The following is a 21,475-nucleotide window of genomic DNA, read 5'->3' as shown; positions in this document are numbered from 1 at the left end:
AGAAGAAACCAAAAATTATATTTTTTAGTACATCGAATTCTCAGGAAAGTAGTCAAAAACAAGCTGAACTAGGTTTAAACCTCGTCAAGCCTTGAAAAACAAAGAAAAAATAACGTTCCGATTATTTTTATCGGACAACAATGATTACCAATATTAATTTTTTTAAAACTAACACCTTGTGACTTTTATTACAAACCAGATTTATTCCAAACCGTACTTTACGCCTTAAAAACTAGCAATAAACCTAACAAAATGCGAGCATATGAATTAGTGATGCTAATGAGACTGCTGTCACTATCTTTTTTTTGTACGGCTTCTTTTAAAAATTCTAACACTTGCAAAGTCCCAAATAATCTAGAGGAATTATCAATTGAAAAAAGCAACAGTGTAAAAAGAGTAATTTGATTTTCTCTGTACTGAAAAATAAAGATATACCTAAACCCTAAAGGCTTGGAAGTCCAAAGCAAATAGTTTATATAGTAAAAAAACACCATCCACTAATCGCTTCAAATCCTCACGACAAGTTAACAATTGTGTGCCAAAAGGTACAGGAAAATTAAATTGTTGTATACGCACTTTTCCGTTCCAGTTGAAATCCCTACTAATTCTTTAATAGAATATTAAAAGTAGTAATGAATGAAAGGCTATTGTTTTAAATCAAGCAAGAGGCTACTTTTAAAGCTTAATTTTCTTCAGGGATTAAGCCTTCTTGATTTTTTTTAATTTTTGTAGTATTGGTTTTCTTTGATTTTGCAAAATTAATGTAGTCTGGTGATAAGTTGGAATCTTGATCTTCGGAAGCAGGAGTTGTTACTTTATCAAATTTTAGATTCTTAAAAATCTTATTTACAAGTTCTTTGAAAGTATTAAAATCTACCTCATAAGAAACCCCTAAACCTTGCGTATAGCCAATCCCTTGACCAACATAATTAATATCATTTTCTTTATTAAAAAGTCTTAGATTTAACGTTCCATCTTGGTTAACTCGAAATAGAACTTCCACATCACCTACAATTGCAGACTCATTTATTCCTCCAAAAGGAACTCCCAGTTTACCATTAATAGTCACTCTTTCATTAATTTTAGATGAAATTGTGGCAACGAATCTTCCATCAGTTTCTTTTCCAATTCTTCGATCTGCACCAATAAAATTTAACCCAACCTTAAACTTTTCGTCATCGGATTGTATGATTCCGCCTAAAATACTTGAGGCAGTCTCAAATAAACTACCGGAAAAATCAGATTGGTTAACTCCCTCGGGGCTTAAGAAACCACCCGAGGATAGCAAATACAAAGCTTGTGTTTGTCTGACATCTTTATCGTTTAGTTTGTATTGAATCTCTGATTTCAATACATTACTCACTGTTGGAAATTCGATGTTAAAATCGGGTTCCGGACTGGTTAAATCTCCACGAACTCCTATGACAACTTGCACTGGAACTTTGGTATTGAAGGATGCATTATCCAATAAAACTGCTGGATTTGCTGATGTTTTATAAATGGCCTCCAGGTTTAACTGTGCTTTCATGGGATTACCTTCCCAAGTAATTGACCCTCCCTTTTTTACTTCGAATTTCTTATCAATAAGTCCTCCGTATTTAAAGTTATAGGTTCCCTCATAAGCCTGAAAATCTCCCCACATGTTAAATTTTCCTAATGTATTGATTTTAAATAATAACGACCCAAATCCTTTCCCTTTCATTCCGTGACCGGTATTGCGATCCAGAATCACTTCTACTTCTGCATCTGGGGTAATATCAAAGTCAAATTCAAGTTCGAGTCCGTTGTAGTTCCTGGTGTTATCAACAATGCCATTCTCTAAATTGTATTTTTCTTTAGCTGTTACAAAATGGATAAAGATATTATCACTTACACTCTCCGCATTATTAATAGGAATTTTTATAGCTGTGCCTTTCTCTGATTTAGCCTCAACTTTTATAAATAAAGAATTCGTAGGTCCTTTAATCGTAGCAGTACCGTCTATAAAGGCGGTTCCATAATAGGCAGCATCTTCACTATCTTTAGTATCCAAGGCTAATAATCGTTTGGAATTAATTGCCAAATCTAATTTCCAATCTGTAAAATTATTGTGCTCAATATTTCCATTTAAGCTACCTTTAGTTCCATATTTAGTATCGGTTAAGGTATTATTTCTAAATAAGAATCGCTCATCTGTTAAGTCTATAATTGTATTATTACCTAATCCATAATCTACATTCAAATAGGGAATGGTTATACCCGCATTATCTAAATAAAGGCGACCATTGATATTCGGTTTTTTGAGATTGCCTTCTATGCTAGAATTACCTGAAATGGACCCTCTAATATTAGACAATACTTCTCCACCAAGCGAATTTAATGTGGCAATATTAAATTTTTCGAATTTTAATTTTAAATCAAGGATTGTCTCTTTATTCACGATTTCAAAACTCCCATTGGCATTAAATGCTTCAATATTTTCATTTTCTAAATTCGAATTGATAGTAAACTTTTTCAGATTCTCATCTCCTTCTATATCAAAATTTAAAGTTCCTAGAGGGGTTTTATTAACATCTAAATTATCAATGACTATCGAAGCCGTAGGTTGATAAACATCGTTATTCTGTTTGAAATCAACTTCTCCATTAATATTTCCTTGCAAAACAAACTTATTATTCGTAGGTGTAATCTGATTTAAGTTAACATCTTTAAAACTCAATTTCAAGTCCTTTATGGTTGTATCCTTAAAAACCCCCGCTAAAGAAATCGACTGATCTTCATGGGATAGAATTATATTATCGATATTAAAATTTTTAAATGACTTATCAAAAACAATTTGATTATTTGGAGTTTCATTTTCATTTAAAAACCACAAATAGTCCTTGAATTTAATTTCTGATTTGCTAATGCCCACAACATTATTATTATCCTTATTTATCGTATGGTATAAATTCAGATTGTAATAGTCTTCTGCATTTGGACCTCCTTTAAATTCAGAACGAAAGAATAATGTATCTTTCATGGTAACATTTATTAAACTAAAATCACGTATTTTATAATATTTTGTTTTGATACTATCGAGCTCAATAAAGGCATTATAAAGAGGATTTTTGTTATCAACAGAAACTCTAATATTGTCAAACGTTGTATTTGATGCTTTAATTTGAGGAGAATCAAAGTTGAGTTTAAATTCCTGATTATCTGAATTAATATTTCCTTTGACAATGGTATTAGCTCCTATTGAAATGTCAGGATAAAATATTTCGATTATTTTATTATAGATGGAAAAATTAAATTTAAGGAACTGTCCTTTTTTAACCTTGCTTGGCTTAAAATTGGTATAAAGACTCCCTAATGAATTTCTTACTAAATTTTCCAGTTGATTAAATTCATATTTACCCACAATTTCTCCTTGCACAATATCTGGAGAATTTACAGTTATCGTCCTGATTCTATTTTGATCAAAAATAGAATTTATCGCAAAATCATCAAAATTATAGGTGTCTTTCGCATTTTGATAAGAGGTTTTGTTGATATAAACATTTCCTTGAAAATTCTCTATGTTATTTCCTGAAGCCTGAACCACAACGTCACCTTTGAATACAGAAACCGAGTCTTTTACTAATTTTAGTTTGTTCAAATCTGCATTTTCAACGATAATATGAAAATCATAACGACTGTCTTTTTTGCTTAAATCCAATAAACCATCAAATATCATTTTCAGATTTGGGTCATTAATTTCTATTTGACCTTTATAATTGGGACTTTCTAGCGTTCCATTAACAACGATATTAGTATAATTATACGTTTTATACTCTATTTGACTTATGTCTCCCTTTATGGCCGTATTCAAATATTCTTGTTTAAATCCTTTACCATCCACATCAATATTTAAGCTTACCCGACCAACTTCTTTTTGATCCAATAAAGTTCCAATGTCAAAATTTTCTAAAATTACATTTCCTAAATAGGAAGCCTTATCTATTACGTTGATATTTTGAATGGCTAATTTTGAAGTTATTTTCCCTAGTGCAGTGCTCATAGAAAAATCTGCTTGTACTGCGGTAGTGGAAACATTGGAGGATCCTGAAGCGGAAAATCTTCCTAGTTTTTTTAAGGAAGTCGGTAATTTATTCCCCAAAATATTAGGCAGAATTACAATCAAATCTTCGTAACTGGAGGTCAATTTATCAAATTTGGCATACATGGAGAATTTTTGTCCCTTTTTAGCAAAAAGATTATTAAAATTAATAGCTCCAATTATTTGGGTCTTTCGATCATCTACTAATTCCAGATCTTTAAATTTCAAATTGTTAAGTGTTCCTTTAATACTTGCTTTAACGTAAAAATGTTGGTTTTTACCAATTTCTTTATAAAAATAACGAATATCGTTCGATGCTATAGAAGCCGAATTCAATTTGATATCAAAAAGAACTTTATCTGTAAAATTAGAGAAATCTTCTATTTTATAATTCAATAAAACCGTTCCTACTAAGGTGGATTCTTTCGTTAATAAGTCTAACTTTTCGAGCTTTATATTTTTTTTCGAATAAGTAAATTTTGATTTTAAATTTTTAACATACAAACCTCTAAAATCTAGAAATGACATCTTATTAATATTGGTTGTAACATCAGGACCAAATATTTTAAAATCCGCTACAGAAGCATTCAGCTTTGTAAAATCCAACTCTTTTGGAATCTCCCGATTTTCATCAGTCAGCATAAAATGTCCAGAAAAGATTTGAAGTTTGTTCGCTTTAAGCAAAAATTTTCTGCTGGACGGCTTTCCAGTTTCAAATGCTTTAATGAATTTATCAAGGTTTGATTCTTTTTGATTTTTATACGTTTTTAAGTTAAAAATTAACCCATGTAAATCCAAACCATCAAAAATCAAATCACCATCCAATAATTTTTTTCCTTCCAAAATAGTAGTTTGTATTCTTTCGGAATAAATTAAAGTATCTTTACGATGATCGCGAATCAATACTTTTTTGAATTTTATTCCTCCAAAAACAGAAATTGCAACCCCATCAATAGCGATATTTGTCCCAAAATCTTTATTAATGCTGTTCGTGAAATAGTGCGCAATTCTAGTTTGAACAGCTGGCAAAGTGAGTGCGATAGCAAGAACTAGCAAAAGTAGGATTAGCCCAAGCAGGGAACGAAGTACTATTTTTATAACTTTTTTGATACCTATTTACAATTTAAATTTTTCACTACTGTATTTTGCCTTTAGAAACGGGGCCCTTTGATAAAAATTCTTTAATTTTGTACTTTAAAAAATTAATTTTTTATCATTGACCCGTCAAATGTAATTCAAAATTTGTGCCTTTTTATGCAAAATTCCGAGGTTTTTATTCTTGCCATCGAAAGTTCCTGCGACGATACTGCCGCTGCCGTTTTACACAACGATAAAGTACTGTCAAATGTTGTGGCCAATCAACTCATCCATACTCAATATGGTGGGGTAGTTCCTGAATTAGCCTCCCGTGCACATCAACAAAACATTGTTCCAGTAGTTGCTGCAGCACTTCGCAAAGCAAATATACAAAAAGAACAGTTATCAGCAATTGCTTTCACGCAAGGTCCTGGGCTAATGGGATCCCTTTTAGTAGGCAGCTCTTTTGCCAAATCAATGGCGTTAGCACTGCAAGTCCCGCTGATTGCAGTCAACCACATGCAAGCCCATGTTTTAGCTCATTTTATAGAGGAAGAAGGCTATCAAAAACCTGACTTTCCCTTTCTAGCCCTGACCATTAGCGGCGGACATACTCAAATTATTAAAGTAGATCACTTTTTTGACATGACTGTTATAGGCGAGACAACTGATGACGCCGTAGGTGAAGCGTTTGATAAAAGTGCCAAAATTTTAGGTCTGCCCTATCCCGGAGGTCCTTTAATTGATAAATATGCACAAGAAGGAAATCCAAAAGCTTTCGTTTTTACAAAACCTAAAGTTCCTGGATTAGACTTCAGTTTTTCCGGTTTAAAAACCGCTATTTTATATTTTATACAGAAAAAAAAAGCAGAAAATCCAAATTTTATCGAAGAAAACCGAGATGATATTTGCGCCTCTATTCAACATACGATTATTGAAATTTTGATGGACAAATTAAAATTGGCCGTGAAAGAAACAGGAATAACTCAAATCGCTATTGGCGGAGGAGTTTCTGCCAACTCAGGAATCCGAAAAACTTTAAAAGAAGCCGAGAACAAATACGGATGGAAAACCTTTATTCCCAAATTCGAATACACCACTGATAATGCTGCAATGATTGGAATTGTTGGTTATCAAAAATTTTTAACTCAAACATTTGAAACTTCAGCTGTGGTTTCTAAAGCAAGAATACAACTATAATTATGCAATTATTTTACAGTCCTACAATTACTGAAGCTACTGAAATTTTTTCTTTTGACAAAGAAGAAAGCAAACACATCATAAAAGTACTGCGCAAAAAAGATACTGACATACTGCATGTTACCAATGGTTTAGGATATTTATTTACAACCGAAATCACCTTAGCCTCAGACAGTAAATGCACGGTTAAAATTATTTCATTTGAAAAAGCTCCTCCATCAAAATTTAGATTGCATTTAGCGGTTGCTCCCACTAAAATGAACGATCGATTTGAATGGTTTTTAGAAAAAGCTACTGAAATTGGTATACATGAAATTACACCAATCATTTGCGATCATTCCGAACGAAAAGTTATCAATATCGAACGATTTGACAAAATCCTTTTGGCAGCAATGAAGCAATCCAATGAAGTGTATCTTCCAAAATTAAATAATGCCGTCACATTCAAGGAATTTATTAATCTTAAACAAGAAGGTTTAAAAATGATTGCTCACTGCGAGGAAACAAATAAAAAATCCCTAAAATCAGTTTTAAAACGCAATCAAGAGCTAACTATAATTATAGGTCCTGAAGGCGATTTTTCAGAAAAAGAAATCGCATTAGCGCTTACTAATGAGTTTATTCCTGTTTCTTTAGGCAATACAAGATTACGAACGGAAACCGCGGCCATCGTTGCCTGCCACAGCGTGGTCTTTATTAACGAAGAATAACGGCTTACACACTATGAAAAAAATATTTTATCTCTTGTTACTCTTATATATACCCTGTTTTTCACAAGAAATTGCTTTAGTGAAATATAGTGGCGGTGGTGATTGGTACGCCAACCCAACATCACTCCCCAACTTGATAAAATATTGTAATGCCAATATTAACACCCGCATAAAATTAAAGCCGGCCACTGTCGAACCTAGCAGCCCTGATTTATTTTCGTATCCTTATGTTCACATGACGGGTCATGGAAATGTTGTTTTTAGCGATGCAGATACGAGTAACCTAAAAAATTATTTGCTAGCGGGTGGATTTTTACATATTGACGATAATTACGGGATGGATCAATTTATTAAAAAAGAAATAAGAAAGATATTCCCAAACAACAACCTAGTAGAAATTCCTGCTAATCATATCATTTTTCAAAAACCATATTCATTTCCAAATGGATTGCCAAAAATACATGAGCATGATGGCAAACGACCACAAGCTTTTGGCATTTTTATCAAAGAAAAACTCGTTTTACTTTACACCTATGAATGTGACTTAGGAGATGGCTGGGAAGATCCTGAAGTAAATAATGATCCAAAAGATATTCGCGAAAAAGCTTTAAAAATGGGTGCCAATATTATTAGTTATCTCTTTACTACTTAGGCGTTTTTTTAACTTCACTATTCTTCATTTCGTTTGCAGCACTTACTTTTCTGATTTTAAAAGACAAACTCCTTGTAGCATAAATTTTGAGGATTGTATTGTAAAATAAATTTTATGAAAAAATACTATTGATCTAATTAAAATCAAAGAATCATTAGAAAAATCAAGTACCAAAATCCCATCAAACGCAAGCCCTATGGCTAAATTTGTTTAACAAAATGCGGATTTAACTAAATGCTCCTGTTTTAATTTGTTGTGAAAATTAGTGTTTTTTAAAATAATTTCACAAAAAAAAGTATAATTACTTCCATATAAAACTAAAAAATAGAAGTTTGTTTATATTAAAATCAAAATGAACTATCAGAAAATACTTTGAAACAAAAATATTTAATTTTATGGAAACCCGTAAAATGAAAGGATTAAAAATTATTTTTAAAATAAAGCAACCATTAATTTTTTTTATGAAAAAATTGTTATAAAATTGTGAAATAATTAACCAAATCTATTAATTTATAACAAATTTATTATGAAAAAAATTCTTTTATCTGCAGCGGCACTAGTACTGCTTTTCTCTTGTCAAAATGACACTACAGAAACAGCAACAGAAACCAGTGCTGTAGCAAAACGTGGTTGTGCGTCACAAGAAGTTCTTGCAGCACAAATGAAAGCAGATCCAACCTTAGCTTTGAGAATGAGCAAAATTGAAGCTTTTACTGAAAAAGCAATGTTATCTGGTCGTTTAGTAAATGGTAAAGTAGAAATTCCAGTTGTAGTAAACGTATTGTACAGAACAGCAGCCGAAAATATATCTTTAGATCAAATCCAATCTCAAATTGACGTTTTAAATGAAGATTTCAATGCAACAAATTCTGATTTCACTAGTACTCCTGCTTTATTCTCTGGAGTTGCTGCCAATGTTGGAATTACATTTGTACTACAAAACGTAGTAAGAAAATCAACAAGAACAACCTCATTTTCAACTAATGATGCGATGAAAAGCGCTAGCAAAGGAATTGCACCTACTACACCTAGTACAGTATTAAACATGTGGTCTTGTAATTTGGGAGGTGGTATTCTTGGTTATGCTCAATTCCCTGGAGGATCATCTGCAACTGATGGAGTTGTAATGGATAATAATGCATTTGGACGTACTGGTACAGTTTCAGGGGTTTATAACTTAGGAAGAACGGCTACGCACGAGGTGGGCCACTGGATGAATTTACGTCACATTTGGGGTGATGCAACTTGTGGAAGTGATCTAGTTTCTGATACTCCTACACACAACACGGCTAACTATGGTGTTCCAGCTTACCCTCACTACAGTACTTGTACAGGTACTCCGGTAGAGATGACAATGAACTATATGGATTACACTGACGATAGAGGAATGTATATGTTTACTAATGGTCAAAAATCAAGGATGGATGCAATTTTTGTTTCAGGTGGCGCAAGAGCGGGTTTCGGAATATAATTTTCTTTCCTACATTACAAAAAGAGGTGGCAGCAATAGTCACCTCTTTTTATTAATAAATAAGCTCCTTTCGTTTTTACATAATTACAAAGTATCTCAAATTATTTAAATCTTATTTAAGTGGCAGTTCAGCAGTTATTTATTCCTGAGCTGTTGTAATTACAATTTGCATCACAAAGTCACTATTGTAACAAATTTTCTAAATTTCTTTTTAAATAATTAACCAAATCTATTAATTTATATCAACCTTATTATGAAAAAAATTCTCTTATCTGCTGTAGCATTATTAATGCTTTTTTCTTGTCAAAATGACACAACAGAAATTACTCCATCAGCAGATGCTATTGCAAAACGTGGTTGCGCATCTCAAGAAGTCCTAGCAGCACAAATGAAGGCAGATCCTTCTTTAGCGTTAAGAATGAATGAAATTGAAGCATTCACACAAAAATCAATGTTGACTGGTCGTTTAGTAAATGGAAAAATTGAAATCCCGGTTGTAGTGAATGTTCTTTACAGAACCACTGCTGAAAATATTTCCTTAGCACAAATTCAATCCCAGATTGATGTTTTAAATAAAGATTTTAACGCAGCAAATTCGGATTTTAATCAAGTTCCTTCTTTATTTGCCGGTGTTAAAGCGAACGTAGAAATCTCTTTTGTACTAGAAGCTATTTATAGAAAAGCTACTACAAAAACTTCTTGGGGTACTAACGACGCTATGAAAATTGCTTCTCAAGGCGGAATTGCTCCAACAACTCCAACTACTAGGATGAACCTTTGGGCTTGTACTATTGGAGGTGGAATCTTAGGTTATGCTCAATTTCCTGGTGGGTCTTCTTCTACTGATGGTGTTGTAATTGATTCAAAATATTTAGGAAATACTGGCACAGCCGTTTACCCTTTTAACTTAGGAAGAACAGCAACTCATGAAGTAGGACACTGGATGAACTTACGCCATATTTGGGGTGATGCAACTTGTGGTAGTGATTTAGTATCTGATACACCTACTCACAATGCAGCAAATTCTGGAGTTCCAGCATATCCACATTACAGTACTTGTTCTGGTAACCCAGTTGAAATGACAATGAACTATATGGATTATACTGATGATAGAGGAATGTATATGTTCTCTAACGGTCAAAAATCAAGAATGGCTGCCGTTTTTGTTTCTGGTGGATCAAGAGCAAGTTTCAGATTGTAGTTTTTTAGTTTTTTAAGAATTCAAAACTCGCTACTTGTTAGCGAGTTTTTTTTTATATTTACCAACTAAAAATATAAAATGATTACATCAAAGACGATTTCCAACGGTATTTTGAGAGCGCTATTGACTTTAGCTTTCTGCGGTTTAATTTTATTATTTTTTTACCAAATTCAATCGGTCTTAATATATCTGGTAATATCGTTTATAATGACATTGATTGGAAATCCCATTTTAGACTTTTTTAAAAGACGGCTAAAATTCAATCATATCTTTGCTACAATACTAGTTTTATTCATTTTTATATTAATTATCTTCGGTTTTATAATGATGTTTGTTCCGTTGGTTTTATCACAGGGACAAAATCTTTCCTTACTAAATACAATAGAAATTGAAAAAGATATTGTTCAATTAATGGAGCAAATAAGTGTGTTCCTTGAAAGCCATCAGATTGATTCTGCACAACTTTTAAAGGAGGCTAACGTAACCTCTAAGGTAAACTTTAATTTTATCCCTAATTTTTTAAACACAATCCTGAATACCATTAGCAGCTTAGGAGTAGCATTAGGATCGATTCTATTCATAACCTTCTTCTTTCTAAAAGACCGGTTGATGTTTATTGTTGGTGCCAAAAAATTAATTCCAAATAGCCATGAGGACCAAATCTTACATTCTTTAGATAAAATAAACCACTTGTTGTCGCGCTATTTTATTGGCTTATTGCTTCAATTGTTCATCGTATTTATTTTATATATGATTGTCCTGTTTATTTTTGGAGTACCTAATACGCTTGTTATTGCTTTTCTCTGTGCTGTGTTAAACATTATTCCCTATATCGGACCTTTAATTGCTTCGGTGTTAGCCGCAATTTTGACAATGCTAAGTAATTTGGGCACTGATTTTCAATCTGAAATTTTACCAACAACAATATACGTTTTAATTGGTTTTTGGATGGTACAAATAATTGACAACAACTTTTCTCAACCTATCATTTTTTCTAAAAGTGTAAGCTCACACCCTTTGGAAATTTTCCTAGTAATTCTGATTGCAGGTTTCCTTTTTGGAATTCTTGGAATGGTGGTAGCAGTTCCTCTTTATACAATAATAAAGGTCATTGGTAAAGAATTCTTCCCTGAAAACAAAATAATCATGTTGTTGACTAAAGGTATTTAATTGTGGACACAGCACTATTAAATCCAGCAATACAAGCTTTTATAGATGATAATATTGGTGTAAACATATCAAAGTTAGCACTTCAAAAAAATCCATTTCCAGAGTCCAATTGGACTACTGTTTTGAGCCAAATAGAAGCAAAGACAAAAGCAAAAAACAAATTACCAACTTGGTTTGCAACCAAAAATATAATTTATCCAAGTAAAATTTCGATAGAACAAACATCATCTGAAACAACCGCTTCCTATAAAGCCTCAATTGTATCGGGAAAATCTCTAATTGATTTAACTGGAGGTTTTGGAGTTGACGATTATTATTTTGCAAAAAAGATAGAAAAAGTAGCCCATTGCGAAATAAATCCAGCATTATCTGCTATCGTTCAACATAATTTTAAACAATTAAATATTCCCAACATCATTTGCCATTCCGCAGACAGCATGGACACTTTAAAAGCTTTAAAAACTACCTGGGGTTGGATTTATATTGATCCGTCTAGAAGAAATGATTCAAAAGGAAAAGTATTTATGCTCAAAGATTGTTTGCCAAATGTTCCAGAAAATCTAGCTTTTTATTTTAAAAATTCGAATGCGATTTTAATAAAAACAGCACCTCTTCTAGATATTTCAGCTGGATTATCTGAATTGCAACATGTAAAAACAATCCATATTGTTGCTATTGAAAATGAGGTAAAAGAATTATTATGGGAATTACACAAAGATTATTGTGGCACTACAGAGATCAAGACTGCTAATATCGTTAAGGATGAAATTGAACTATTCGATTTTATTTTAAACAAAAATTCTAAAATTCCAAATTACAGTAGTCCACAAAAGTATTTATATGAACCCAATAGCGCCATCATGAAATCAGGTGGATTCGATGAAGTTGGAACATTTTACAATTTAAATAAAATACAAAAACACTCTCATCTTTACACTTCTGATAATTTCATTTCATTTCCAGGACGTACTTTTGAAATTCTACACGCAATACCATACCATAAATCGGAGATGAAAGTTTATTTAGAAAAGAAACAAGCTAATCTAACTACAAGAAATTTTCCAGATAGTGTCGAAACTATTCGGAAAAAATGGAAAATCAAAGATGGAGGAAAGAATTACTGTTTTTTCACAACTGATTCAAATAACCATAAAATAGTTTTAATTTGCACCAAAATAATATAAAATGAAACACTTGCTCCTTCTAGCCTTCTTTCTTTTCAGCTGCAGTCTATTTGCCCAAAAACCTTGTGATTACAGCGCTAACGTTATTGACTCCATTGGAACCTACAAATCAACCAAGGAATACATGATTAGTGAAAAAAAATTTGCTGGAAATTCTAGTTATATTTTTTGTTCGCTTGCGTTAACAGATGGCATGCCAACATTGAGCATACAACTACTACAAAAAAGCAAAGATTTTATCAAAGCAAATTGCTTTGATAAAAATTCTAAATTATTTTTACAATTAAATAATGGAAAAATAATTACATTAATGCATGTGGATCAAGAAAATTGCGGAACGCTATTACGCGATGATAAAGGTTTTGATAACAGAATTAATTCTGGCGTTTTCATGTTTATGAAAGGTAGTTTTGAAGAATTAAAAAAAGCTCCCGTTACCCTGATGCGTATTAAATATTTGACCGACACAGAAGACTATATCTTCAAAAAAGAGTTTATATCAGAATTGACAAATGAAGTGTACAATCCGGAAACCTACTTCATTAATTACCTACAATGTATAGAATAAGATTCTATTTGCAATCCCATTTAGCATTAGATACTTTATCATTCAAACCTGACTTCAAATTGTAATGCCACCATTCGGAATCAAAAGAATTGAATCCACTATTTGTCATAAGGGTCTTTAATAGTATTCTATTTTGTTTTACTGTTTCTGAAATATTCGTATAGTTATGACTTGCTTCGATTCCAAAAAAATCGAATGTGGTACCCATATCGAGCTCAGTTCCGCTACTATCTACCAAAGTAATATCTATCGCTCCTCCTCTATTATGAATAGAGCCCTTTGCAGGATTTGCTACATATTTTGGATTCGAAACTATAGCCCACATTTTCTTCTGAATATCTAAAGGGCGGTAACAATCAAAAATTTTGATTTTACATCCTTTTTCAATGAATTTTTTATTGGCTTCAATAAGAGCCTTCACCGTTTTTAACCTTAAAAAACATTCCGCACAATCGTACACTTTTGTCTTTAGAAAATTATCTTCTGTTGCGTACTTCATGTCATACACAAAATCACTATTGTACTCTTTCAAATTTACAAATGTGGTGTCATTGCTTGCTGAACTATTTAATTCTATTTTATCAGAGAAAATGGCTTGCGACTTACAAGAAGCGAAACAAAATAAGACACAAAAAGGGGCGAGAAGTTTGAAGTAAGAAAGCATGCAGTCTATTTTTTATAAAAATACCATAAATAAAGGAGTTTAAAAAATTATAAAAACAAAAAAACCAATACTAGTGAAAGTATCGGTTTAAAGTGAACCTTATGGTACAAAATTCGAACCTTTTACTTGAAGATTTGAAATTGTTAGCTGATTGTTTTGAAGAATAAAGTTACTAAAATTTTAATTCCTCACCGATTTTAAAAAATTGATTTCAATATATTTAAATCATATTTCCCAATATAAACCAACCATTCTAACTTTTGACTTTAATATATTTGTAATTCCTTTAAAGAACTGATTATGCAAATATCAAACCCAATAAATAACATCCAACTATTCAAATCTATTTTTGCAGGAAGAGAAGATGTGTTTGCGGTTCGCTGGGAAAAAGGTAACAAAAGTGGTTATATGCCAGCCTACTTTTATGATCCATATCGGTATCGAGCTCATAAAATGAATGGTGGAACTTTCCAAACCTATACAGATAAAGAATACCTACCATATACAGAAAGACAGATTGAAAAACACTTAAACGGCGAACAATATATTGTAATTTATCCTTTACTCAAAGACAACACTTCGTGGTTTATTGTTGCAGATTTTGATAAAGTCGATTGGATTGATGACTGTAAAAAGTTTATAAATGCTTGTAATCAAAAAAGAATTTCTGCCTATTTGGAACACTCTCGTTCAGGCAAAGGTGGGCACGTTTGGATATTCTTTGAACAACCTTATCCAGCAATAAAAAGCAGGAAGCTATTTATTTCAATTTTAGAGCAAACAGGCGTTTTTTCTTTGTTTGACAAAAGTTCTAGTTTTGACAGGATGTTTCCCAATCAAGATTTTCTTTCTGGAAAAGGATTTGGAAATTTGATAGCACTTCCGCTGCATAAGAAAACATTTGAACAAGGGAATAGTTGTTTTATCGATATAGAAAATCTAGAACCAATTCCAAATCAATGGGATTTCATAAAGAACATTCAAAAAATTTCGACAACAAAATTGGATGAATTATACCAAATTCATAATACACAACAAAATATTGCTGCTTCGATTGTACCAAAATTATACAATGAAAAGTTAACAATAAGATTGGCAAATGACGTAAAAATTAATCGCAATGCTATTTCAACTTCACTAATCAATTTTCTAAAAGAAGAATTGAATTTTCTAAATGTGGAATTTTTAGTCAAAAAGAAGATGTGCAAAAATATTTTTGAAACAGAACGATATTTCAAACTGGTTGAAGAAACGGAAAATGAAGTAATTATTCCAAGAGGTTTTATTGGAAAAATAATTCGCTTTTGTAGAGAAAATAAAATTGAATATGATTTCAAGGATGAAAGGAAAAAATTAAAAGAAGTTTCTTTTTTATTCAACGCACAAATCCTAGAACACCAGCAAATAGTGATTAAAACGATTGCAAAGAAAGATTTAGGAGTAATTGTAGCTCCTCCAGGTTTTGGAAAAACTATCGTTGGTCTAAAAATTATTGCAGAGAAAAAGCAATGTGCATTGATCATCACACATCGAAAACAAATTGCAGTCCAATGAATAGAAAGTTTTGAAACTTTTCTAGGAATTCCAAAAAATGAGATTGGAAAAATTGGTCAAGGAAAAACCAAAATCGGTAAGCAAATAACGGTTGCTATGATTCAAAGTTTGTCAAAAGAACTAGAAAAGTATGACACAGTAAAATTTTTAAATGCTTTTGGCACTATTATTTTGGATGAATGCCATCATATTCCTGCGGAAACATTCAGAAATACAATTTCAAAATTGCAAACCTTTTATTTATATGGATTGACGGCAACTCCATTCCGAAAATATAATGATAGCAAATTAATTTTTATTCATTTGGGTGAAGTTATTGTCGAGATAAAGTCAGATGAAATCAGCACTACTAAAAAACCTAAAATCATTATTAGAAACACAGAACTTGATGTTCCATTCAATTCAAAAACGGACAAATTTGAAACGGTATCAAAAATCCTGGTTCACGATTCTACTCGAAACAAAGCAATTCTTGAAGATGTCATCAATGAATTAAAATCGGATAAAAAAGCCATTATTATTACCGAACGAAAAGAACACATTGACTCGCTTTATCAATATTTAAAACAGTCTTATGAATTAATTACGTTGAGTGGAGAAGATTCTGAAAGTAGTAAAAATTCAAAATGGAAATTGCTTAAAGAAGGAAACTATCAAGTGCTAATTACTACTGGACAATTCTTTGGAGAAGGAACCGATTTACAAAATGCCAATTGTCTTTTTCTGGTTTATCCGTTTTCTTTTGAAGGAAAACTAATTCAATACATCGGTAGAGTGCAACGGTCGGAAATAACGCCAACTATTTATGATTATCGTGATAGTAAGATTGATTATTTGAACAAGATGTTTCTAAAAAGAAATGTCTATTACAGGAAAATTGACAAACAGGCGACTTTATTTGATGAACCTGAAGAAGAAATTATTGTTTCAAATAACACTTTCATTATTGATAAAAAAGTAAAGATTCAATTTGAAAAACTTGAATTTCGTTACGGAAGTATCTCTTTTAATTATGATGTTTCAGAAATGAAAATCGAGCTTGAATTTGATATTGAAAACTTTGAAATAAGACCAGAATTTGAAGTTTTGAAAGCTTATTTCTCCAAGACACTCAAAATTAAAAATATCTCAATTTCCATTTATGCTGAATTCGAAGACGGAAAACTAATTTCACAATTTGCATTCTCCAATGATCTAAAAAAGATAACCAGAGAATTGATTGAAAGCGTAAAGTTTAAGTTTATAATAAAGACTTTCTTGGGAAAACCAAATGGAATTGGCAAAGAAAATTTATTCGATATAAATCAATTACAAAATGAAAATAATGTCAAATTATATGATTCTGGAGATGAATTATTGATTGATTTTTTGCAGAATCAAAACTACAAACACCAAAAGCATTTACACTATTTAGCCGAACATCACGAGAGAACTATTCTTAAAATTAGATTTGTTTTGAATCCATTTTCATTTGTTTTTCTTTTAGCAGGAAAAACAGGATTTCATATCGTTTTAGAAACCTTAAACACAGAAGAAGCAACCTATATCTGGCATTTTGACAATGACAAACAATCAATTCCTGATAAATTAAAACAAATTGATAACTACCTAAATTCCATTAAAAATAATGGTAGACAAGCTTTTATAGAAAATCAACCAGATAATTTTAGCAGAATACTCCATGATTATTCAGTCAATAGAAAAGGTTTTATTATTTGGAAAGATCTGATTGAAGAAAGGCTTTTTTGATGAAAATCGGATTGTAAAAATTATCTTTTATATCAATTTAATGAGTTAAAAACTCATCATACAACTATAATACATAAATTAAATGTAAAATATGATTAACATTATAATTGTATTTTGTATCATTGTAGTGAGCTTTAAACTCATATATACACTATGAAACATAAAAATATTTCAACTCAATCTAACGAGATCCTTTCTTACTTTAATGGAAAGAATATAATTTGTTTTGAATATAAAGAAGCTTTAAAAGTTTTGCCTTTGTCGAAAGAAAACACGGTTAGTAAATTACTTAGCGATATGACAAAAAGAGGACTGCTAATGAGGCTAAAAGAAGGTGTTTATTATATCATACCTTATGAAGAAAATGCAGAAACTTTTATGCCCGATTGGCATTTGATGGCCAAATATTTAGTAAAAGATACAAAACATTATATTGGTTATTACTCGGCTTTACAAATTCATAATCTTATAACCCAACCATCACTAAAAGAACAAATCGTAGTATCAAAACAAATGAGGCCATCCGAAATTAAAGTTAAGAATATTACTTTCCAATTTATTTATCATAATGAAAATCATTTTTTTGGAGAGAAAAAAATGTGGATTGATAATTTCAATAAGGTCGTTTGTTCTGATTTAGAAAAAACTATTGTGGACTGTCTGTTCAAACCAGATTATGCAGGTGGAATTGTAGAAATAGCTAAAGCAATTCACGAAATTCGAAATAAGATTGATTTCAATAAATTATTAGAGTACGCTATAAAATTCAAATCCCAAGCGGTGATTAAACGATTAGGGTTTTTGCTGGAAATCTTGGAAATTGATAACGAAATTATTCAAGAACTATTAAATATAAAAACAACTTCCTATGTATTATTGGATACCGAATTACCCAAATCTGGCAAAATGATAAGCCGATGGAGTATTCAACAAAATTTAGAAACAGAAACAATTAAGTCAGCCATTTACACATGATTAAACCAGGAGAAATACAAAAAAAAGCACGCGAAGTTGAAGTTCGTGACCAACAAATCGAAAAGGATTATATATTGTCTTGGATATTAAAAGGTGTTTCGGAACACAAAAAACTTTCAAAAATCATTGTGTTCAAAGGCGGAACCGTACTCAAGAAAATCTATTTTGCTGATTATCGCTTTTCTGAAGATTTAGATTTTACGTTGCTAGACAACAATATCACAAATGAACAAATTTTCGAATGGTTCAAAGAAACTTTTGAGTATGTAAAAGAAGAAGCAAACATTCCATTAGAGATAATTGATGATAACGAGCATGAAGATGGCGGGATAAATTTCTATATCAGTTATGTGGGGCCACTTGGCGGATTTGGAAATAATAAGAAAGTGAAAGTTGATATTTCAAGAAGTGAAAAATTAGAATTTGAACCAGTTATAAAACAAGCAATAATTGAATATTCAGACGAAGAAGAATATAAACTATTGTGTTACCCTTTAGAAGAACTATTAGTAGAAAAATTACGCTGCGTAATGCAACGAATGCAACCAAGAGATTACTATGATATATGGTATTTACTCGAAGTACATGGTATGGATATTGATTTTTATACATCAGAATTCAAAAATAAATGTGAAAGTAAAGAACTTGATCCAGCAGATTTTTATAAAAAGTTGGAGCAAAAATTACCGCAATACAAAGCAAGATGGCAAAAATCCATGAGCGACCAAATAAAAGACCTTCCAGATTTTGACCAAATACAAAGAGGGATTCAGAGACAATTGAAGAAATGGGTGGTTTAATGATCATCTATCTATCCTAGTACCAAATTAAAACTATTCCCTTCTAAAATTATTTTAAATAGAGATGGAGATTTTGAAGGTATACTTTGTACTCCTTTAAAATCATTTTTAATATTAAGACGAATCTTAAATATTCGGATTTAGAAAATATTGACCTAAGAGTTTCACAGGCTGAAGAAAAATATTTAAAAATTATTAGTCAGTACCGATCAGATGATTCGACTATCTTACCAAAAATTGAATCTGAAATTGTCTATCTTCTTAAGAAAATAATTTTATTTGGAATTTAAATTTCATTCAAAACATGACAATCCAAAAAAAAGTTAGGCATAAGAAAATAAACTAAATAACTATTTTTCCTTACTCTTTACTGGTTCGAATTTTAGATGCAAAAATGCTTTTGAAATTATTTTTTTATAAAACACAGATTTATCCGCTCTCTTTTTACTATTTATAGCATCTTATTAAAAAACAAAACACTGTAAATCAGTTATTTAAAAATGGTTCGAATTCTGTTACCTACCCTAAAAGGACATTCGTACCAATTGAAGTAAAAAAGAAAAAAAACTATCTAATAAAAATCTGATTTACAACTAATTAAGTGACACAGACCGAAAAATTAATTGATCTACAGAAAAAAGATCCAAAAAATGTAGAAATGAGATAATAGCACTAAAATAAGGTAAATAACTAAAATTCAATAATAAAAAAACAAAAAAACCGATACTAGTGAAAGTATCGGTTTAAAGTGAAGGCAGAAGGATTCGAACCTTCGACCGCCTGCTTAGAAGGCAGGTGCTCTATCCAGCTGAGCTATGCCTCCATTGCTGCTGTAAAAAACTAGTCGGGGTGGCAGGATTCGAACCTGCGGCCTCCTGCTCCCAAAGCAGGCGCGATAACCGAGCTACGCTACACCCCGAAAAAAAAATTGTAAAGCGGAGGGACAGGGACTCGAACCCTGGCACCGATTGCTCGGTGACAGTTTAGCAAACTGCTCCATTACCACTCTGGCACCCCTCCAAGCTCAAGGAAACGTGTCCTGTTTTGCGGTTGCAAATTTAATACATCTTTAGACTTCTCACAACTATTTCAAGCCTTTTTTTTAAACTTTTTTGTCGTATTTTCAAAAACACTTCACAATCAAACAAATAGAAGCGAAATAAATATAAAAAAGATAATGTCCTTGTCAAAATATGAAATTGTTTAAAAAAGATTAAATTTGCTTCATAAACCAACATTATGAAAGTCATGAACAAAAGAGTTGTTATCGTTTCTGCCGTTAGAACACCTATCGGAAGTTTTATGGGGGGATTATCTACAGTCACTGCTCCTAGATTAGGCGCGATCGCTATTAAAGGCGCTTTGGACAAAATAAAATTAGATCCTAATTTAGTTGATGAAGTATTTATGGGCAACGTAGTTCAAGCTGGCGTAGGTCAAGCTCCTGCTCGTCAAGCCGCTATATTTGCAGGTTTACCAAATACCGTGGCCTGTACCACAATAAACAAAGTATGTGCTTCAGGAATGAAAGCAGTCATGTTAGGCGCACAAGCCATTCAATGCGGTGATGCAGAAATTGTAGTAGCGGGTGGAATGGAAAACATGAGTTTAATTCCACATTACATGCATTTGAGAAATGGAACAAAGTTTGGACCAGCTACCATGATTGACGGAATGCAAAGAGACGGATTGTCTGATGCCTATGACAACAATGCTATGGGTGTTTGTGCCGACTTATGTGCATCCGAATATAATTATACCCGAGAAGACCAAGACAAGGCCGCAATTCAATCGTACGAGCGTAGCGCTAAAGCATGGAAAGAAGGAAAATTTGATAATGAAGTTGTTCCCGTTCCCGTTCCTCAAAGAAAAGGAGATCCGATTATCGTTTCTACAGATGAAGAATTTACAAACGTAAAAATTGATAAAATACCTTCTTTAAATCCAGCATTTACAAAAGAAGGAACAGTGACAGCCGCTAATTCTTCCACAATTAACGATGGGGCTGCGGCATTAATACTGATGAGCGAAGAAAAAGCACTTGCATTAGGTTTGAAGCCTTTGGCTTACATCAAAGGATATGCAGACGCGGCTCAAGAACCGAAGTGGTTCACTACAAGCCCTTCAAAAGCAATTCCAAAAGCTTTAGCAAAAGCTGGAATAGCGATTGGCGATGTTGATTATTTTGAATTTAACGAAGCTTTTGCGGTAGTAGGTTTAGCTAACTCTAAAATTTTAGGATTAGACAGTAGCAAAGTAAATGTAAATGGAGGTGCTGTATCCCTAGGTCATCCTCTAGGTTGTTCTGGAGTGAGAATCATTGTCACATTGCTTAACGTTTTAGAACAAAATAATGGAAGTATCGGTGCTGCTGCAATTTGCAATGGTGGTGGTGGTGCATCAGCAGTTGTTATTGAAAGAATTTAATTAATTATGAGTT

The 21,475-nt window shown here is 32.0% G+C and carries 15 protein-coding genes and 3 tRNA genes; 13 read left to right on the top strand and 5 right to left on the bottom strand.

The features are described 5' to 3' along the window. Positions 1 to 682 precede the first annotated feature (682 nt). A complete protein-coding gene (locus BLS90_RS11495; protein ID WP_091257831.1) occupies positions 683 to 5,116 on the bottom strand; it encodes a translocation/assembly module TamB domain-containing protein in 4,434 nt (1,477 codons plus the stop codon). A gap of 198 nt (positions 5,117 to 5,314) precedes the next feature. Here BLS90_RS11495 and tsaD point away from each other — a divergent pair, with 198 nt between their 5' ends. From tsaD to BLS90_RS11455, 8 genes are all read left to right on the top strand, one after another. Continuing rightward, positions 5,315 to 6,337 carry a tRNA (adenosine(37)-N6)-threonylcarbamoyltransferase complex transferase subunit TsaD gene (tsaD, locus tag BLS90_RS11490; protein ID WP_091257829.1) on the top strand — a complete coding sequence of 341 codons (1,023 nt, stop codon included), beginning with the start codon at positions 5,315 to 5,317 and terminating at the stop codon, positions 6,335 to 6,337. 2 nt (positions 6,338 to 6,339) lie between these two features. Further along, the gene (locus tag BLS90_RS11485) at positions 6,340 to 7,047 is read left to right on the top strand and encodes a 16S rRNA (uracil(1498)-N(3))-methyltransferase (protein WP_091257827.1); all 708 of its coding nucleotides are present in this window, start codon (positions 6,340 to 6,342) and stop codon (positions 7,045 to 7,047) included. A 13-nt stretch (positions 7,048 to 7,060) separates the two neighbouring features. Further along, complete coding sequence (locus BLS90_RS11480; RefSeq protein ID WP_091257825.1) at positions 7,061 to 7,699, top strand: DUF4159 domain-containing protein; 639 nt, start codon at positions 7,061 to 7,063, stop codon at positions 7,697 to 7,699. A gap of 526 nt (positions 7,700 to 8,225) precedes the next feature. Further along, positions 8,226 to 9,170, top strand: coding sequence for a zinc metalloprotease (locus tag BLS90_RS11475; protein ID WP_091257823.1), 945 nt, complete (start codon positions 8,226 to 8,228; stop codon positions 9,168 to 9,170). 253 nt (positions 9,171 to 9,423) lie between these two features. Further along, positions 9,424 to 10,371 (top strand): zinc metalloprotease, encoded by a 948-nt coding sequence (locus tag BLS90_RS11470; RefSeq protein WP_091257821.1) that lies wholly within the window; start codon positions 9,424 to 9,426, stop codon positions 10,369 to 10,371. Positions 10,372 to 10,449: 78 nt separating this feature from the next. Then, complete coding sequence (locus tag BLS90_RS11465; RefSeq protein WP_091257819.1) at positions 10,450 to 11,541, top strand: AI-2E family transporter; 1,092 nt, start codon at positions 10,450 to 10,452, stop codon at positions 11,539 to 11,541. A 2-nt stretch (positions 11,542 to 11,543) separates the two neighbouring features. Beyond that, entirely contained in the window at positions 11,544 to 12,725 is a 1,182-nt protein-coding gene (locus BLS90_RS11460; protein WP_091257817.1) for a THUMP-like domain-containing protein, read from the top strand. Between the two features lies 1 nt (position 12,726). Next, complete coding sequence (locus BLS90_RS11455) at positions 12,727 to 13,293, top strand: hypothetical protein (RefSeq protein WP_091257815.1); 567 nt, start codon at positions 12,727 to 12,729, stop codon at positions 13,291 to 13,293. A 4-nt stretch (positions 13,294 to 13,297) separates the two neighbouring features. On the opposite strand, the gene BLS90_RS11450 is transcribed toward BLS90_RS11455, so the two are convergent. Beyond that, complete coding sequence (locus tag BLS90_RS11450) at positions 13,298 to 13,957, bottom strand: M15 family metallopeptidase (protein WP_091257813.1); 660 nt, start codon at positions 13,955 to 13,957, stop codon at positions 13,298 to 13,300. Positions 13,958 to 14,257: 300 nt separating this feature from the next. On the opposite strand from BLS90_RS11450, the gene BLS90_RS17120 reads away from it, so the two are divergent. The 4 genes from BLS90_RS17120 to BLS90_RS11435 all read left to right on the top strand — a co-directional run bounded on the left by BLS90_RS17120 (position 14,258) and on the right by BLS90_RS11435 (position 19,035). Next, positions 14,258 to 15,511 (top strand): TOTE conflict system archaeo-eukaryotic primase domain-containing protein, encoded by a 1,254-nt coding sequence (locus BLS90_RS17120; protein ID WP_245705096.1) that lies wholly within the window; start codon positions 14,258 to 14,260, stop codon positions 15,509 to 15,511. Continuing rightward, complete coding sequence (locus tag BLS90_RS11445) at positions 15,512 to 17,260, top strand: DEAD/DEAH box helicase (RefSeq protein ID WP_262488575.1); 1,749 nt, start codon at positions 15,512 to 15,514, stop codon at positions 17,258 to 17,260. It begins immediately after the preceding gene. 153 nt (positions 17,261 to 17,413) lie between these two features. Beyond that, positions 17,414 to 18,235: a type IV toxin-antitoxin system AbiEi family antitoxin domain-containing protein gene (locus tag BLS90_RS11440; protein WP_091257811.1), complete on the top strand. Its 822-nt coding sequence runs from the start codon at positions 17,414 to 17,416 to the stop codon at positions 18,233 to 18,235. After that, positions 18,232 to 19,035 carry a nucleotidyl transferase AbiEii/AbiGii toxin family protein gene (locus BLS90_RS11435; protein ID WP_091257809.1) on the top strand — a complete coding sequence of 268 codons (804 nt, stop codon included), beginning with the start codon at positions 18,232 to 18,234 and terminating at the stop codon, positions 19,033 to 19,035. Before BLS90_RS11440 ends, BLS90_RS11435 begins: the two co-directional genes overlap by 4 nt. Before the next feature lie 749 nt (positions 19,036 to 19,784). Here BLS90_RS11435 and BLS90_RS11425 read toward each other — a convergent pair. The 3 genes from BLS90_RS11425 to BLS90_RS11415 form a co-directional block, all read right to left on the bottom strand. After that, positions 19,785 to 19,858 (bottom strand) — tRNA-Arg (locus tag BLS90_RS11425). A 21-nt stretch (positions 19,859 to 19,879) separates the two neighbouring features. Beyond that, a tRNA-Pro gene (locus tag BLS90_RS11420) sits at positions 19,880 to 19,954 on the bottom strand. A 17-nt stretch (positions 19,955 to 19,971) separates the two neighbouring features. Next, positions 19,972 to 20,055, bottom strand: a tRNA-Ser gene (locus BLS90_RS11415). A gap of 228 nt (positions 20,056 to 20,283) precedes the next feature. Here BLS90_RS11415 and BLS90_RS11410 point away from each other — a divergent pair. Further along, positions 20,284 to 21,462: an acetyl-CoA C-acyltransferase gene (locus BLS90_RS11410; RefSeq protein ID WP_091257839.1), complete on the top strand. Its 1,179-nt coding sequence runs from the start codon at positions 20,284 to 20,286 to the stop codon at positions 21,460 to 21,462. Positions 21,463 to 21,475 lie beyond the last annotated feature (13 nt).

The organism is Flavobacterium omnivorum (assembly GCF_900099915.1).
Classification (GTDB): domain Bacteria; phylum Bacteroidota; class Bacteroidia; order Flavobacteriales; family Flavobacteriaceae; genus Flavobacterium; species Flavobacterium omnivorum.
The sequence above is the reverse complement of the archived record's forward strand: the minus strand, read 5'-3'. Positions and strand labels throughout refer to the sequence as shown.

Bases quoted from the DNA above. Each gene is read 5' to 3' on its own strand.
- BLS90_RS11450 (WP_091257813.1), bottom strand. From the start codon at position 13,957: ATGCTTTCTTACTTCAAACTTCTCGCCCCTTTTTGTGTCTTATTTTGT.
- BLS90_RS11480 (WP_091257825.1), top strand. From the start codon at position 7,061: ATGAAAAAAATATTTTATCTCTTGTTACTCTTATATATACCCTGTTTT.
- tsaD (WP_091257829.1), top strand. From the start codon at position 5,315: ATGCAAAATTCCGAGGTTTTTATTCTTGCCATCGAAAGTTCCTGCGAC.
- BLS90_RS17120 (WP_245705096.1), top strand. From the start codon at position 14,258: ATGCAAATATCAAACCCAATAAATAACATCCAACTATTCAAATCTATT.
- BLS90_RS11440 (WP_091257811.1), top strand. From the start codon at position 17,414: ATGAAACATAAAAATATTTCAACTCAATCTAACGAGATCCTTTCTTAC.
- BLS90_RS11470 (WP_091257821.1), top strand. From the start codon at position 9,424: ATGAAAAAAATTCTCTTATCTGCTGTAGCATTATTAATGCTTTTTTCT.
- BLS90_RS11435 (WP_091257809.1), top strand. From the start codon at position 18,232: ATGATTAAACCAGGAGAAATACAAAAAAAAGCACGCGAAGTTGAAGTT.
- BLS90_RS11455 (WP_091257815.1), top strand. From the start codon at position 12,727: ATGAAACACTTGCTCCTTCTAGCCTTCTTTCTTTTCAGCTGCAGTCTA.
- BLS90_RS11485 (WP_091257827.1), top strand. From the start codon at position 6,340: ATGCAATTATTTTACAGTCCTACAATTACTGAAGCTACTGAAATTTTT.
- BLS90_RS11475 (WP_091257823.1), top strand. From the start codon at position 8,226: ATGAAAAAAATTCTTTTATCTGCAGCGGCACTAGTACTGCTTTTCTCT.
- BLS90_RS11410 (WP_091257839.1), top strand. From the start codon at position 20,284: ATGAACAAAAGAGTTGTTATCGTTTCTGCCGTTAGAACACCTATCGGA.
- BLS90_RS11465 (WP_091257819.1), top strand. From the start codon at position 10,450: ATGATTACATCAAAGACGATTTCCAACGGTATTTTGAGAGCGCTATTG.